Here is a 15202-nt window from a genome sequence, read left to right on the forward strand (position 1 = left end):
CGAAATCGGAGGTTTTATTTATTAATACGTCTCAAAAACATACTTCAAAATAGCCTTATCTTCTTCCGTTAAAGCCACTTTTCTTCTGGCCATTGCTCTTTCAGCTACCTCATAGACTTTATCTAATCTGAATCTTTCATCATCTTTTAAGCCGCCCCAAGAAAAGTTTTCCACAAGGTTGGGTGGAAAACCGGGTTTGAAGATATTGGAGGCTACTCCAATTACAGTTCCGGTATTCAGTTGCGTGTTGATGGCTGTTTTAGAGTGGTCACCCATAATCAAGCCTGCAAACTGTAAACCTGTATCTTCAAAAGCTTTGGTTCTGTAGTTCCAGAATCTTACATTTCCATAGTTATTTTTCATATTGGAAGAATTGGTATCTGCACCAAAGTTGCACCATTCGCCAACCACAGAATTTCCTACAAAACCTTCATGTCCTTTGCTGGAGTATCCGAAAATAATAATATTGTTCACTTCTCCTCCTACTTTACAATGCGGACCAATGGTAGTCGCTCCATAGATTTTAGCACCTAAGTTAAATTTAGAATCATCACAAAGTGCAATAGGCCCCCGAAGATGGCAACCTTCCATCACCTCTGTATTTTTACCGATATAGATTTTACCGGTTTTTGTATTGATCGTTGAAAATTCTATGGAAGCTCCTTCTTCAATAAAAAGATCTTTTTTATCACCCAGAAAACCATTAGTCGAAGACAATTCCTGAGAAGTTCTTCCTTTGGTCAGTAAGTCAAAATCGAAATCAATCGCGTGGTGGTTATAGGTAAATAAATCTTTCGGTTTTTTAAAGAAGATAAGTTCTTCTTTAATGTCCGTCATTTTTTCTATCTGATGAAGAGAAAATCCTTTCATATTGATCTTCGCCGCTACCAATTCGTCTTCATAGACTAAAGCTTCCCCCTGCTTAAGATCTTTGATCTGCTGAATAACAGATGCTGTAGGGATAAAGTTTGGAACTAAAAAAAGACTTTCTTTTTCTTCCGGCGCTTTAAATTTATCCTGAAGATACATTTCCGTAAAATAAGAAACTTCGGTATTCTCCAGAATTCTCTGCCATCTTTCAGAAAAGGTAAGAATTCCGCATCGCATGGCTGCAACCGGTCGGGTAAAGGTAAGCGGAAGAAAGTCTTCCCAATATTGTGCGTCTGAAAATACTAATTGCATTTTTTAGAAGTTAGGGGTTAAAAGGTAGAAGACAGGGACCTAAAGCCAAACCTTCACTACCTAAAAACAAAAATACAAAAAGATGGGGGAAGTTGGGAGAGAAGACAAAAGATAATAGACGGATAGATAATAGACAGGGAATGGAAGACTAAATATTTGGCTGGAAATTTTATAAGAATAATAAATATTGAACACAAAAAAGCCTTTCAAAAAATTGAAAGGCTTTAATATTTTGAATATACAAAAATTACTTAGCGAATTTTTTGTATTTGTTCATGAACTTATCAACTCTACCTGCAGTGTCAACTAACTTAACTTTACCTGTGTAAAAAGGGTGAGAAGTTGAAGAGATTTCCATTTTGATTAGAGGATACTCTTGTCCTTCGAACTCGATAGTATCTTTTGTTTCTGCAGTAGATTTGCAAAGAAACACCTCGTCGTTACTCATATCTTTGAAAACAACAAGTCTATAATTTTCTGGGTGGATTCCGTTTTTCATAATGCTATTTTTAAAAAATTAAAGTTTGCTTTCGAAATAGTAATGGATATTTCTCTGCTAATTTTAGGTTGCAAAAGTACAACTTTTTTTCTAATTTCCAAATACTGAATTCAATATTTTTTTCATGATAAGAAATTCAAAGTATTTTCGTTAAATTTGGAACTTACTAAACATTAATTTCAATGAAATTCAAATTATTACTGGCTTTTTCTTTCTGGATGCTCCTTGTAGCAGTATCATGTAATAAGGATGATATTACCTTTGATGCTCCTTCCCAACAGCTAAGGTTTTCAAGAGACACAGTATTCTGCGATACGGTTTATCATCAGGTACGTTCAGAAACCTATGTAGTAAAAGTATATAATAATGAAGATAAAGATATTCTGATCCCAAGAGTAAATCTTGAGAAAGGGGCCACCTCATTATATAGAATTAATGTAGATGGAAAACCGGGATATGATTTTAAGGATGTTCCGCTAAGAAAAAAAGACAGCCTATATATATATGTAGAAATTGCCCCTCAGGCAACAGGACCTGAAGCTATTGCTGAAGACAAAGTGATTTTCACCGGTCCTGCCGGACAACAGCATGTTACTTTGTTCTCGGTAGTTCAGGATGCGGAGTTCTTTATTGAGACTCCTACCAATCCTAATGTGATTACAAGTTCTACCACATGGGCCAATAATAAAGCGAAGATTATCTACGGAAATCTTACCCTGGATAAGAATGTAACTTTAGATATAGACCCTGGTACAAAGGTATATTTTCATAAAAACAGCGGAATGAAGGTTTCGTCAAATGCAGTTTTAAATATTAACGGAACTCTGGACAAACAGGTTATTCTTCGTGGTGACAGAAATGATCCTTATTATGATACGATTTCTAAAAACTGGAACTCCATCAAAATGGAACCCAATTCTATCCTTAATATGAACCATGCAAGACTATTTGGCGGAACCAGAGGTCTTGAAATGAACCAGACAACAGCCAATATCAACAATTCATTCATTCATACTTTCTTTGAATATGGTATGTATGCTGTAAATTCTACCGTGACTGCCAAAAATTTAGTAATGAATAACTGTGGTTTATCATGTATCGGGATTTTCAAGGGGGGGAAGCACAACTATACCCATGCTACAGTTACCAACTATTCTAAATCTATGGAATCCTTTGACAGAAAAGGAATTTTCGTAACAAATGAGTGGAAAAACGCTGCCGGGCAGACAGAGCAAGGTGCTTTACAACAATTTAACTTATACAACAGTATTGTATATTCTGATCGTGAAAATTCGGTTCAGTTTGAACAAACACCGGGACAGCAATTTGAATATTTCATTCAAAACTGTCTGTTAAAATACTCAAGTACTTCCGAAGCAGGCTTTACCTTCGATAATAATATAAATGTGGTGCAGAGCATTAAAAATGAAGATCCACAGTTTATGAACTATTTCATGGCCAAAATGAATTTAAGAGTAAAAACAACGTCTCCCGCCAAAGGAAAAGGCAATACTACTGTAGCAGGAACTGTTCCGTTTGATATTGTGAATGAATCAAGAACTACTAATCCTACGATCGGAGCTTATCAATAATGGAAATTACTCAATTACAACAGCAGGTTGACGAATGGATCAAGACCATTGGTGTAAGATATTTTAATGAACTTACCAATATGGCTATGCTGACTGAGGAAGTAGGTGAAGTAGCCAGAATCATCGCCAGAAGATACGGTGAGCAAAGCGAAAAGGAAAGTGATAAAAATAAGGATCTTGGTGAAGAACTGGCTGATGTTCTTTTTGTAACCTTATGTCTGGCTAACCAAACTGGAGTTAATCTACAGGATGCTTTTGACAGAAAAATGAAAATCAAAACTGACCGCGATAAGGAGCGGCATCAGAATAATGAAAAATTAAAATAAGATTCCGGATTTCAGATACAGATATAAAGGTCTGAAATCTGGTATCAGGATTGAAATATGAAGAAATAATGAAGAAGCTAGAAAAATCAACATTAATAGGAAATAAAACAATACAGATTAGCGGTTCGAAAAGTATTTCGAATCGTTTATTGATTCTGGAAAGCCTGTTTAGTAATATAAAAATCGGGAATTTATCCAATTCTCAGGATACCCAACTACTGAAAAAGGCATTGTCTGAGGCTACGGATGTGGTGGACATTCACCATGCAGGAACAGCTATGCGTTTTCTTACCTCCTACTACTCTATCCAGGAAGGAAAAACAACCATCCTTACCGGTTCCGGAAGAATGAAAGAAAGACCCATCAAAAATCTGGTAAATGCCTTGAAAGATCTTGGTGTTGAAATTGAGTATATGGAAAATGAAGGGTTCCCCCCTTTAAAAATTACCGGAAAAAAGATTACACAGACTTCTGTAAATGTTCCGGCGAATATTTCCAGCCAGTTTATCACTTCTCTTCTTCTTATTGCAGGAAAACTTGAAAATGGGTTGGAGATTAACCTTGTGGGTGAGGTTACTTCAAGATCTTATATTGAAATGACGCTTGATATCCTGACAAGATTTGGAATTAAAAACAGCTTTGAAGGCAATACCATTAAAGTACAACCTTTCAAACCTAATCATAAATCTTCCACAAAAGGCTATGAAGTGGAAAGTGACTGGAGCTCCGCTTCTTACTTCTACTCTATTTGTGCTTTGGGAAGAGAAACCATTCATCTGAAAAGCTTCTACAAAGAATCTACTCAAGGTGATTCTGCCATTGCAAAAATTTATGAGGATTTCTTCGGAATTAAAACAACCTATTCTGAAGCTGAACATCAACTGACTTTGCAACCTCAGCCAGATTTTTCTTTCCCTGAAAAAATCATTCTTGATATGAACAACTGCCCGGATATTGCACAAACTCTTTGTGTAACAGCTGCGGCATTAAAAATTCCTTTTGAAATTTCAGGATTGGGAACATTACGAGTAAAAGAAACAGACAGACTTCAGGCTTTATATAATGAACTTAAGAAACTGGGTACTGAAACAGAAATTACTGATTTAACCATTAACTCAGTGAGTTTCGGAGAACCGGAAGATCAAATTTCAATCAAAACATATCAGGATCATAGGATGGCTATGAGCTTTGCGCCTTACTGCCTGATTGGAGAGCTTTATATTGAAGATGAAGATGTAGTGGAAAAATCTTACCCGATGTTCTGGGAAGATCTTGCCAGTGTAACGACTAATTAATTTGAAAATGTGGTAATTTGAGAATGGGTGAATGATCCTTATTCCAAATTACTGCATATATAAAATGCCATAGCCATGAAATATCTAATCTTACTATTGTTCCTGATTCCTACCGTTCTTTGGTCACAATATCTGAGATCTAATGAAGAAGTTATTTATTCCTTTGATACCAAAGCCGGAAAAAAAATGACATTGGTAAAGGATAAAGGGAATGAATATATTCAGTACCGATTCGGGAGTAAAGACCATGTAGAAATGGAATTTCCTTCGGAAAGAAATAAAGACAGCTGGAAACAATTCAAATACAAATCTTATCACAGAGGTGGTGGGAAACAAAATGCAGGAATGGATCTGGAATATCTTACCTTTTTAAATAATGGTTACACCTATTCACTTTTCAAATCTTACTATGCCGAAGATGGATCACTTTCTACAGGAATCACAGTTATAGACAGCAAAGGAAAATCAACAGATATTACAGGAATTTATAAAAGCATTAAAGGTTGCCTTTGCAATCTGGAAGACATAGGATTGGTAGAGAAAGATGACACAGGTCTGTAATTTCAATGTTGTTATGAAAAAACTTTTTCTTTTTATTTTCCTTTTTATTATTTCAGATTTTTACGCTCAAAACCTGAATGATTTTTCTGTTCCGAAAAACTATAAAAAAGTGACTGAGATAAAAGGTGATTTGGATAAAGACGGAAAAGATGAAACGGTTCTTGTATTTGACACAGATAAAACAGCATCCGATTACGAAAGAGCTCCCGGAAAAAAAGATTATAAAAGAGTTTTCTACATTCTGAAAAACGAACAGGGCCAGCTTAAGATCTGGAAAGAGAATACTACTCTGCTTCATTCAAGCGGAATGGGGTTTTATCCTGATGATAATATCCTTACCATTCAAATAAAAAATAATTGTTTGGTGGTAGAGCAACATTTTTCCACCAATTCAAGACACACCCAGATTAATAAACATACCTTCAGATTCCAAAATAGTGATTTTTATCTGATAGGTTCGTATGATAATTTTGCAGATAACTGCGGTTTTGATTTTACCAATGAAGTCAATTTTTCTACAGGAAAAGTTATTGTAGACAAAGAGTATTCATCATGTGATGATAATGCTAAAATACCGGAAAACTTTCACAAGGAATTTATTCATAAACTTAAGACTCTTATTAAAATGGATGATTTCAGAATAGGAGAACATAGGTTCAAAATTCCGGATTCGAAGGAAGATTTTGTGTTTTAAGGGGGAAGCATGAAGTCATTTACTCCATAAAACATATGCTAAACATTTGATTTAGCAGTAACGTTTATAAAACAAACATATCTCCTTACTGACTTAGAGCACTCCCCTCTTCCAGCTCCTAGCTTCCCGCCTCATCCGCACCCAACAACTTAATTATCTTTTAAAGTTAAATTAACTCCTTATTGCTTGACATATTCTTAATTTTAAATACAATTAAAATATAAACTATGTTCAAGTACCCAATGAAATATGTAAAAAACTTTACGCTTAGTATTGCCACTGCAACGGTTTTCTTTTCCTGTTCTGAAGGAGTGGTAGAAAGGGATTCTAATGAAACAGGTCTTACATCTGTGAGCAAAGCAAGCTATAAATCGGCATCTCTGCTTCCTGTGGAAATGAACAGCTGGATGGCTGGATTACAGGATAATATTTCAATTTCAAAAATTTCAATTCCCGGGACACATGATTCCGGAGCGCGCATAGATGCCCCTGTAGTAACAGGTACAGCGAAAACACAAGACCTCAGTATTGCTGAACAGCTGAATGCAGGAGTTCGATTCCTGGATATTCGTTGCAGACATATTGATAATTCATTTACGATCCATCATGGTGCTATTTATCAGAATTTAAATTTTGATGATGTTTTGAATGCCTGTTATGCATTTCTTGAAAGTCATCCGTCTGAAACCATCATCATGTCTGTAAAGGAAGAATATAATGCATCCAATACAACAAGATCTTTCGAAAGTACTTTTGATTCTTATATCCAAAAAAAAATCTCAAAATGGGATCTTGGAACAAACATTCCAACCCTGGGAGAAGTAAGAGGAAAAATCAGACTACTTAGACGATTTTCAGCCGGAACTGCTAAAGGAATTAATGCTACTTCATGGGCAGATAATACAACTTTTGAGATTAATAATCCAGGTGCTCAGCTTAAGGTTCAGGATTATTATAAAGTAACCAATAATGATGATAAATGGAACGGAATTTCCAATCTGTTTAATGAAGCTAAAAACAGCAATAGTGACAGACTTTTCATCAATTTCACAAGTGGTTATAAACCGGGAATATTCGGAATTCCAAGCATTCCTAGCGTTTCCAATGCTATTAATCCGAAACTTAAAACATTCTTCCAAACCAACACAAAAGGATCTTATGGGATTATGCCTGTTGATTTTGTAAATGCTGAACTGGCAGAGCTGATTGTAAAAACTAATTTTTAGTGTAGTTAAATATAAATTGTCACCATGAAGCTGCCTCTCTTTTGGGGCAGCTTTTTTTATGCTAGCTGATTACGCCGATTTTTATTCATCTGCTAAATCAGAGAATAACAAACAAAAATGTCGCCCTTAAAGACGACGACATGTATTACCAAGAATAGGTATTCAACTATTTTTCAATACCATAAGCTGCCATGATTTTGTTGAAAATTTCTGTATTTTCAAACAATCCTGTAAATTCTTTGGAATTAGGACCGTAGGCAAAAACACTTGATGGAATAGAAGTGTGATCGTTGGTACTGAAATTTCCGAATATCCAACCGTCTTTCAGACTTCCATCCAAAAGCGTTAAACCACCTGTTTCATGATCTCCCACAACTACCACGAGTGTTTCTTTATTTTCATCTGCAAATTTCATAGCTTTCCCTACCACATGATCGAAGTCCAATAGCTCGGTAACCAATTGTTCTATATTGTTACTGTGTCCGCCACCATCGGTTTGTGAGGCTTCCACCATCATAAAAAATCCTTTTTTATTGTTCTTCAGATCATTTAAGGTTACATCAAAAGCATCTGCCAGCCAGTTCCCTCTTCCATTAGTCATTCTTTGTGAAGCCAAAGGATCAATAATCAAAGTTCTGTTATTGATTTTCTCCGCTGATTTCAGGCTTTGATAAATATCTACTTTAGCCTCTTTTAATTTTTGTTCAGTTTCTTGAGTCAATCCACTGGTTGGTCCTCCGATGAGAATTTTAGCTTTAGAAGCAGCAAAATCTTTCAGAATAGGTTCAGAGCTATTCCTGTTATCAGAATGTGCGTAAAAATCTGCCGGAGTGGCATCTGTTACATCACCAGTAGAGATCAGTCCTGAAACCAACCCTTTGGCAGCAATAATATCCGGAATCTGTGCAATAGCTTTACCAGTACCATCTACCCCTACAAATGTATTTTTAGTCTTCACCCCTGTCGCAAATGCTGTAGATCCCGGTGCTGAATCGGTAACATAGGCATTGGATGAATTGGTTTTGGATAATCCTGTAGATTTCATATTGAAAACATTCAGTTTTCCTTTATTGGCTGTAAAGGCCGCATAATATTGTGGTAAGGAAGTTCCATCCGGAATCAAAAGGATTACATTTTTTACTTTTTTGCTGATACCATCCGTTTTATAGGTTGGCGTGTAGGTAGCATATTCTTTAGTGTTTTTATAGAAATTCTTTGGAATGGTATTCATGAATTTTTTAAGATCCGGAATATGATCGGTATTGATATAATCCACACCCACATCCATCAGGTTCACCCACGCATTAGGAAAATCAGGAGCGCCATAAAAACGCATTGGTTTTTGTTGGGCATGTGCTTTATCTACAGCTTTTTTGATTTTCTCCGTTTCTTCATCTCTTGGAATTCCTTTTCCATTCCATTTTACAAGTTCCGGTAAATCTGCGCTGAACATTCCGATTCTTTTTAACTGATCGGCAGAATAGTCTTTAGTCAGATCACCATCAAAATAAAGATAATTGGGATAGTTTTTAAAATCTCCTGGTTGAGGTCTCCCACCTGTAATTACAATTTTCACCCCCGAATTACCCGTAATTTCAGGATATTTTTTCAATATATTGACTAATGCAGCCAGAGTGGTCTTATAATCCTGCTTAATATCAATCAATAGTTGGAGCTTTTTGCTTGTATCTTTATAAATATTCCCTTTGTTCAGTTTTATCTGTTTTGAAATATTATCCAGATAAAGATTTTCCAGTGTTCTGTCTGCAGAAAGTTCCTTTTCTGTATGGGCTACCCAAAGCTTTCCTTTCACCAGAAAAACATCTGCTTCAATGGATCCAAAGTTGGCATAATATGCCTGCCAAAAAGGGATCTCCTGCATATAATCATTGTGAGAGTGAGCATTCCCTACATTATAATTCAAATAATTCTGTGCTTGATTTTCAGAAAAAACAGCAAGGGCCAGCAAACCCAATATTTTTGATAATTTCATTCGTCAATTTTTATAGTTTTTATTAGGATGAATAGAATAGCTCACATAGCCGTAAACATCAATATTCCATACTCCCTTTTAAAAAGACTATATCATCACAGAGTTCCTGCAATGATATAGTAGATAATATATAAGGTTACAATTTTACCAACCTTCGTTTTGTTTAATCACACCGTGGCTGTTCACAATCTCAGCCTGCGGAACCGCCCAAACATTATGAACAGCCGGATTGAAGTTTCTTGGTGCCCAAACTTCTTTTCCATCCATTCCGTGAAGTGCTTTGGCATATGTTGCCTGTGCGTCTCCCCAACGTACAAGATCCCTGTGTCTGTCTGCCCACTCGCCGGCAAGTTCACAACGCCTTTCATGTTTCAGATCTGCCAATGTACAACCCGTTTTAGGAGCTAAACCTGCGCGTTTCCTGATCATATTGATCTCCGTATCTGCTGATTTACCCTGCATAATTAAAGCTTCAGCCTTAATAAGGATTACCTCAGCATAACGCATAATGGGAACGGCAAGATCTGTACAAGGATAATCTCCATTTCCATTAACATGTCCAGATTTCAATGGATATTTGAAAGGATCCATATATTTATTAAACTGAGCTTTTGTAGCTGAATTCGATGTACTATACGTTCTTACCTGTCCATTAAAGGTAAACTGATCTCCCTCTTTAAGAATAGTTACATTTCTCCTAAGATCTCCGGCTTCAAACTCATCATACAATTCTTTTGTGGGCTGAAAATATCCCCAGCCGTTATAATCTCCCCAACCTTTATTTTCAAGCATTACCCCAGGAAGAATACTTCCAACTCCCGTAAATTTAGGAGTACTGGTAACAGACCAGATATATTCTGTACTGAAGTTATTTTCAGCCTTGAAAACATCTGCATAATTACCCAGAAGATTTCTGTTTCCTTTTGTCATCACCTCATTTGCCCAGTATTCTGCGTTATTCCAATCTTTCATAAACAGATATACTTTAGCAAGCAATGCCCATGCAGCTGCTTTATGTGGCCTTCCATAATCTTTTGCTGGAAGTTCTGCCTGGCTTGGCAATAATTCTGCTGCTTTTTTCAGATCAGCCACGATATAGTCGTAATTCATCTTCACATTTGCCGCTCTTGGGATTGGATTAGGATCCGGCTCTTTAGTACGGTCTATAATAGGAATTCCAGCTTTTTCATTACCATAGTTAGAGGCTAACTCAAAATACATTCTACCGCTCATGAATAAAGCTTCTCCCAGATATTGGTTTTTAATTGCCACGGAAGTCTGGATATTATCAATATTACGGATGACACGGTTAGCTACCCCAATTACATTGTATCTTTTATTCCACTGGGTTTCAAGATCACCTGCTGCGATATAGTTACTGCTGAAGTTTTTAGCATTGTCTGCTTCACCTCTTATTCTTCCGGTAACCATATCATCACTTGCATTGATGAACCAGAAAAGCCCTCTTCCGTAAAACTCACTATCAAACAAAGGTTTGTACATGGCATTAGCACCAGTAATCAGATCATTTTCTGTTTTCCAGAAACTGGCTTCTGTAGGCGTTCCTTCCGGCTGAACATCCAATTCTCCTGTACATGACAGAAGTATGGCGGATATTCCTGATACTAAAAATATTTTATTGAAAAATTTCATTTTTTTACTTTTTTGATTTTAAATTATAATCCTACTTCCACTCCGAATATGAATGAACGGGCCTGAGGATATCTACCTGTATCTACACCATAAGAATTCATTCCTACTTCAGGATCGAAACCTGTATATTTTGTTATGGTGAATAAGTTGTTAGTAGTGATGTAAATTCTCACTTTATTCACATCCAATTTTCTGTAAAGTTCCTGTGGTAATGAATATCCGATAGTAAGATTTTTAAGTCTTAGATAAGAACCATCTTCTACGTAGAAATCCGATACTTTGGAATAGTTACCACTTGGATCTCCCTGTGCCAGTCTTGGAATATTGGTATTGGTGTTTTGCGGCGTCCATGCATTAAGAATATCTCTTTCCATATTGTAGTTCTGCCCTGTTCCCCCGGGATTCAAAGAGATAAACTTTAACCCGTTGAAAATTTTATTTCCATATACTCCCTGGAAGAATACATTCAGGTCAAAGTTTTTCCATGTCATATTATAAGAGAATCCGTAAGAGAACTTAGGATATGGGCTTCCCAGATTTACAAAATCCTTGTTATTGAGAGTTCCTGTATTTCCTTCCTTTTTCAGGAATTTAATGTCTCCCGGTTTAGCATTGGGCTGAATCATCTGTCCGTTTGCATCTTTATAGTTTTTAATTTCTGCTTCAGACTGGAATATTCCGTCTGTTTTATAGCCATAAAAAGAATAAAGAGGGTCTCCAATTTTTACGCGGGTAGGTTTCAACACTCCCCTCACTCCATTATCGTTGATAAATATCTCATCTACATCTGCCAACTGCTTCACCGTATTTTTTAGTTGACTAAAAGTTGCTCCAATGGAATAGGTGAAATCTCCGGACTTTTTGCTGTTATAATTAATTCCTAATTCATATCCTTTATCCTGAAATAATCCGGCATTTACATACTGGTCATTATAAGTAGATGTACTTGGCAAATTTACTTTGAAGATCTGATCTTTGGAATTCTTCACAAAGTAATCAAACTGTAAAGAAAGACTGTTTTGCAGGAATGAAGCATCTACCCCAAAGTTGGTTTGCTCAGATTTTCCCCATTTCAGATCCGGATTGGGACGTGTAGTGGCATAATAAGCAATATTCTGAGAAGGATCCTGCCCGAAAATAATATTGTTATCTCTGGTCATTAGCGGATTTACCGCCTGTGGAGAAATACCTCCCAGATTCCCCAGGATACCATAACTTCCTCTTAGCTTTAAGCTTGAAAGCCATGAAATATCCTGCATAAAGTTTTCTTTAGAAACTACCCATGCACCTGAAAGGGCATAATAATTGGCAAAACGATTCTGCTTGGCTACCAAAGAAGATCCGTCTCTTCTTCCCAATACACTCACAATATATTTTCCGGCATAATCATAGTTTACTCTTGCAAGATAAGATACCAAAGCCTGTTTGTATTTATAACTGGAAACTTCCTTGTTGGTATCCGCTGCATTCTGCAGATGTTGGAAAACTTCAGCCTCACTTCTGAAATCATAAGACTTTGCCAGGAATCCTTCCTCAATCGTTTTCTGGAAAGTAAAACCACCAAGGAAATCAAAATTATGTTTACCCGCAGCAATTTTATATGTTAGGAGCTGTTCTGCCAAAGCAGTAGACGAATTGTTGGATTGATATTCCAGATTATTGGAATCAAAGATCTTTCCGATCTCAAGAACCCTGTATGTAAAGTTTTTTACATTTCCAAGTTTAAAGGTTTGCGAAAAGTTAGATCTGAATTTTAAATCTTTTGCTAAAGTAATCTCTGCATAAGGATTAATCAAAATCTCATGAGTAGGATTTCTCAAGCTTATTCTTTTAAGATAAGCAACCGGGTTAATCATATCTCCGTATCCGCCTGCCACATCAATCGGTAATCCTGAAAAAGCTCCTGAGGGAGTATAAACAGGTACATTTGGTGGATAATACATTGCCGCTACTAAAGCTCCTGTGTAACCACTCTTGGTATCTGCGGTATTTCCATCTGAGTAATTGTAGTACATATTTTCTCCGATGGTTAACCAATCTTTTACTTTATGTTCAGAATTAACTCTGAAGTTATATCTTTTTGCCTGGGTATTTAAAAGAATACCTTCAAGGTTTCTATGATTCATCCCTACAAAGTATCGGGACTTTTCATTTCCGCCACTAAGGTTCATATTATATTCCTGAATGGTTCCTGTTCTGAAGATTTCCTTCATCCAATCTGTTTGGGTAATTCTTCCTTCCGGATATAAAGCAGGGTTGAAAGCTTTCGGTAAATTGCTAAGTTTGTCTGCATTGCTAAATGCCTGATACATTACATCCTGAAATTCGGCAGCATTTAAAGATTCTTTCAATCTCCATGCCTGATTAATTCCGTATTTTACATCAAAATCTACCGTAAGATTCCCCTTTTTTCCTCTTTTAGTGGTAATAAGAATAACCCCTCCTGAAGATCTTGCACCATAAATGGCTGCAGAAGCATCTTTAAGAACAGAGATATCCTGAATATCATTCGGGTTAATGGATGGTGTTCCGTTAAAAACCACTCCATCTACTACATAAAGAGGAGTTTCTCCGTTAATCCCTCCTAAACCACGGATATTCACTTTTGGGGAACCATTAGGATCTCCGCCTTCGTTCACCACCGTTACTCCAGGAGCTTTTCCTTGAAGAACTTCTCCTACTCCGGATAAAGACCTGGAAGTAAGTTTATCCAGTGAAGCCTCCGCAACAGCACCGGAAACCTTGCTTTTTTTCTGCGTTCCGTATCCTACAACAACAATCTCGTCAATGGATTTTTCTTTTAAGCTGTCTTTTTTTTGAGAGAGGAACATCGGTGAAGCTGAAATTGCACCAATAAGTAATACCCTACCCGTTAAGTATGCTACTGAGACAGGGATTTTAAATACATTCATGACATCCTTTTTAATTAGACGCAAAATTAGAACAGCCCTGCCTGCCATTACATTAAGATTTTCTTATGTTTTTATTAAGAAATTTTAGTTTTTCACCAATACTGGATTCGTTACCCTGAAATTATTCCTCTTATTTTCAATACTATAAATGAATAAAATAATTATTCTATTGATATTCTATTCAGAACTGATATTAACTTTATTTTAAGTTTATAACCCAACTGAGACAATAGACTATAATGAAACAACAGATTTACATCTTTCCCAATGAAGTATTCCAGACTAATAAATAACATACTTCCCTTTTCTTTTTTTACATTTGCTGAAAATAGATTTTCCCTGCTCACAGATAATCAAAAACAGATTATTAACAGATAGGAAAAATAAAACTCATAAAATAGTACGAATTAAATGACCATTATCATTACAGGAACTTCATCAGGAATTGGATTTGCTTTGGCCGAATACTTCGGTAAAAAAGGACACAAAGTATACGGTTTAAGCCGAAAACATACAGAAAGCCAGTATTTCAGATCTATTCCGACAGATGTTACAGACAACAATGCAGTTCGAAATGCTATTGCTGAGGTACTGAAAACCGAAACCAGAATTGATGTTCTTATCAATAATGCAGGAATGGGAATGGTAGGTGCTGTAGAAGATTCTACCAAGGAAGATATCCTTAAACTTTTCAGTCTTAATCTGGCCGGCCCTGTTCAGATGATGAGCGCCATTCTTCCAACAATGAGAACACAGCAATTCGGAAAAATCATCAATGTATCCAGTATCGGAAGTGAAATGGGATTGCCATTCCGTGGATTTTACTCTGCTTCAAAATCTGCTCTGGATAAAGTAACGGAAGCAATGAGGTATGAAGTGTATCCTTGGAATATTGAGGTATGCTCTCTGCATTTGGGTGATATTAAAACCAACATTGCAGAAAACAGAGTGATTGCCCAGGTTTCTCAGCCTTATAAAAATGTATTCGATAAAGTGTATGCCTTGATGAATTCCCATGTAGATGACGGAACTGAACCATTGGAGGTAGCAGAATACATTGAAAAACTTTTAGGAAAGAATAAATGGAAAGCTCATTATTATTTTGGTAAATTCGGGCAGAAAATCGGAGTACCTTTGAAATGGATTCTTCCTCAGGGAACTTACGAGAATTTAATGAAGAAATATAATAAACTGGATAAAAACTAGTTGATTGATAAAATGCATTGCCATTCTGAACGGAATGAAATGCAGTGAAGAATCTTTTATATT

General features: G+C 36.3%; 12 protein-coding genes. 7 read left to right on the forward strand and 5 right to left on the reverse strand.

Annotation, left to right across the window (positions count from 1 at the left end; translation table 11 throughout):
- Positions 1-21: 21 nt before the first annotated feature.
- Together J2772_RS11115 and J2772_RS11120 are read right to left on the reverse strand one after the other, a co-directional pair.
- Positions 22-1182 (reverse strand): GlmU family protein, encoded by a 1161-nt coding sequence (locus J2772_RS11115; RefSeq protein ID WP_209916591.1) that lies wholly within the window; start codon positions 1180-1182, stop codon positions 22-24.
- 247 nt (positions 1183-1429) lie between these two features.
- Complete coding sequence (locus J2772_RS11120) at positions 1430-1681, reverse strand: type B 50S ribosomal protein L31 (RefSeq protein ID WP_027375398.1); 252 nt, start codon at positions 1679-1681, stop codon at positions 1430-1432.
- A 182-nt stretch (positions 1682-1863) separates the two neighbouring features.
- Here J2772_RS11120 and J2772_RS11125 point away from each other — a divergent pair, with 182 nt between their 5' ends.
- The 6 genes from J2772_RS11125 to J2772_RS11150 all read left to right on the forward strand — a co-directional run bounded on the left by J2772_RS11125 (position 1864) and on the right by J2772_RS11150 (position 7375).
- Positions 1864-3273, forward strand: coding sequence for a hypothetical protein (locus tag J2772_RS11125; protein ID WP_209916593.1), 1410 nt, complete (start codon positions 1864-1866; stop codon positions 3271-3273).
- Positions 3273-3599, forward strand: a complete 327-nt coding sequence (locus J2772_RS11130) for a nucleotide pyrophosphohydrolase (protein WP_045501245.1) — start codon at positions 3273-3275, stop codon at positions 3597-3599. Before J2772_RS11125 ends, J2772_RS11130 begins: the two co-directional genes overlap by 1 nt.
- Positions 3600-3667: 68 nt before the next feature.
- Positions 3668-4894, forward strand: a complete 1227-nt coding sequence (locus J2772_RS11135; RefSeq protein ID WP_209916595.1) for a 3-phosphoshikimate 1-carboxyvinyltransferase — start codon at positions 3668-3670, stop codon at positions 4892-4894.
- 75 nt (positions 4895-4969) lie between these two features.
- The gene (locus tag J2772_RS11140) at positions 4970-5455 is read left to right on the forward strand and encodes a hypothetical protein (RefSeq protein ID WP_209916597.1); all 486 of its coding nucleotides are present in this window, start codon (positions 4970-4972) and stop codon (positions 5453-5455) included.
- Between the two features lie 13 nt (positions 5456-5468).
- Positions 5469-6149 (forward strand): hypothetical protein, encoded by a 681-nt coding sequence (locus J2772_RS11145; protein ID WP_209916599.1) that lies wholly within the window; start codon positions 5469-5471, stop codon positions 6147-6149.
- Between the two features lie 227 nt (positions 6150-6376).
- Positions 6377-7375: a phosphatidylinositol-specific phospholipase C gene (locus tag J2772_RS11150; RefSeq protein WP_245365205.1), complete on the forward strand. Its 999-nt coding sequence runs from the start codon at positions 6377-6379 to the stop codon at positions 7373-7375.
- Between the two features lie 166 nt (positions 7376-7541).
- Here J2772_RS11150 and J2772_RS11155 read toward each other — a convergent pair whose 3' ends face one another.
- The 3 genes from J2772_RS11155 to J2772_RS11165 form a co-directional block, all read right to left on the reverse strand.
- Complete coding sequence (locus J2772_RS11155) at positions 7542-9368, reverse strand: alkaline phosphatase (protein ID WP_209916601.1); 1827 nt, start codon at positions 9366-9368, stop codon at positions 7542-7544.
- Between the two features lie 144 nt (positions 9369-9512).
- The gene (locus J2772_RS11160; RefSeq protein WP_209916603.1) at positions 9513-11021 is read right to left on the reverse strand and encodes a RagB/SusD family nutrient uptake outer membrane protein; all 1509 of its coding nucleotides are present in this window, start codon (positions 11019-11021) and stop codon (positions 9513-9515) included.
- A 23-nt stretch (positions 11022-11044) separates the two neighbouring features.
- A complete protein-coding gene (locus tag J2772_RS11165; protein ID WP_209916605.1) occupies positions 11045-13933 on the reverse strand; it encodes a SusC/RagA family TonB-linked outer membrane protein in 2889 nt (962 codons plus the stop codon).
- Positions 13934-14344: 411 nt separating this feature from the next.
- Between J2772_RS11165 and J2772_RS11170 the strand changes: the two genes are divergently transcribed.
- On the forward strand, positions 14345-15139 hold the full coding sequence (locus J2772_RS11170) for an SDR family oxidoreductase (protein ID WP_209916607.1): 795 nt from the start codon (positions 14345-14347) through the stop codon (positions 15137-15139).
- Positions 15140-15202 lie beyond the last annotated feature (63 nt).

Source organism: Chryseobacterium jejuense, from assembly GCF_017877355.1.
Taxonomy (GTDB): Bacteria; Bacteroidota; Bacteroidia; order Flavobacteriales; family Weeksellaceae; genus Chryseobacterium; species Chryseobacterium jejuense_A.

Excerpts from the sequence above, each read along its gene's own strand:
- J2772_RS11115 (WP_209916591.1), bottom strand. The coding sequence starts at position 1,182 with ATGCAATTAGTATTTTCAGACGCACAATATTGGGAAGACTTTCTTCCG.
- J2772_RS11120 (WP_027375398.1), bottom strand. The coding sequence starts at position 1,681 with ATGAAAAACGGAATCCACCCAGAAAATTATAGACTTGTTGTTTTCAAA.
- J2772_RS11125 (WP_209916593.1), top strand. The coding sequence starts at position 1,864 with ATGAAATTCAAATTATTACTGGCTTTTTCTTTCTGGATGCTCCTTGTA.
- J2772_RS11130 (WP_045501245.1), top strand. The coding sequence starts at position 3,273 with ATGGAAATTACTCAATTACAACAGCAGGTTGACGAATGGATCAAGACC.
- J2772_RS11135 (WP_209916595.1), top strand. The coding sequence starts at position 3,668 with ATGAAGAAGCTAGAAAAATCAACATTAATAGGAAATAAAACAATACAG.
- J2772_RS11140 (WP_209916597.1), top strand. The coding sequence starts at position 4,970 with ATGAAATATCTAATCTTACTATTGTTCCTGATTCCTACCGTTCTTTGG.
- J2772_RS11145 (WP_209916599.1), top strand. The coding sequence starts at position 5,469 with ATGAAAAAACTTTTTCTTTTTATTTTCCTTTTTATTATTTCAGATTTT.
- J2772_RS11150 (WP_245365205.1), top strand. The coding sequence starts at position 6,377 with ATGTTCAAGTACCCAATGAAATATGTAAAAAACTTTACGCTTAGTATT.
- J2772_RS11155 (WP_209916601.1), bottom strand. The coding sequence starts at position 9,368 with ATGAAATTATCAAAAATATTGGGTTTGCTGGCCCTTGCTGTTTTTTCT.
- J2772_RS11160 (WP_209916603.1), bottom strand. The coding sequence starts at position 11,021 with ATGAAATTTTTCAATAAAATATTTTTAGTATCAGGAATATCCGCCATA.
- J2772_RS11165 (WP_209916605.1), bottom strand. The coding sequence starts at position 13,933 with ATGAATGTATTTAAAATCCCTGTCTCAGTAGCATACTTAACGGGTAGG.
- J2772_RS11170 (WP_209916607.1), top strand. The coding sequence starts at position 14,345 with ATGACCATTATCATTACAGGAACTTCATCAGGAATTGGATTTGCTTTG.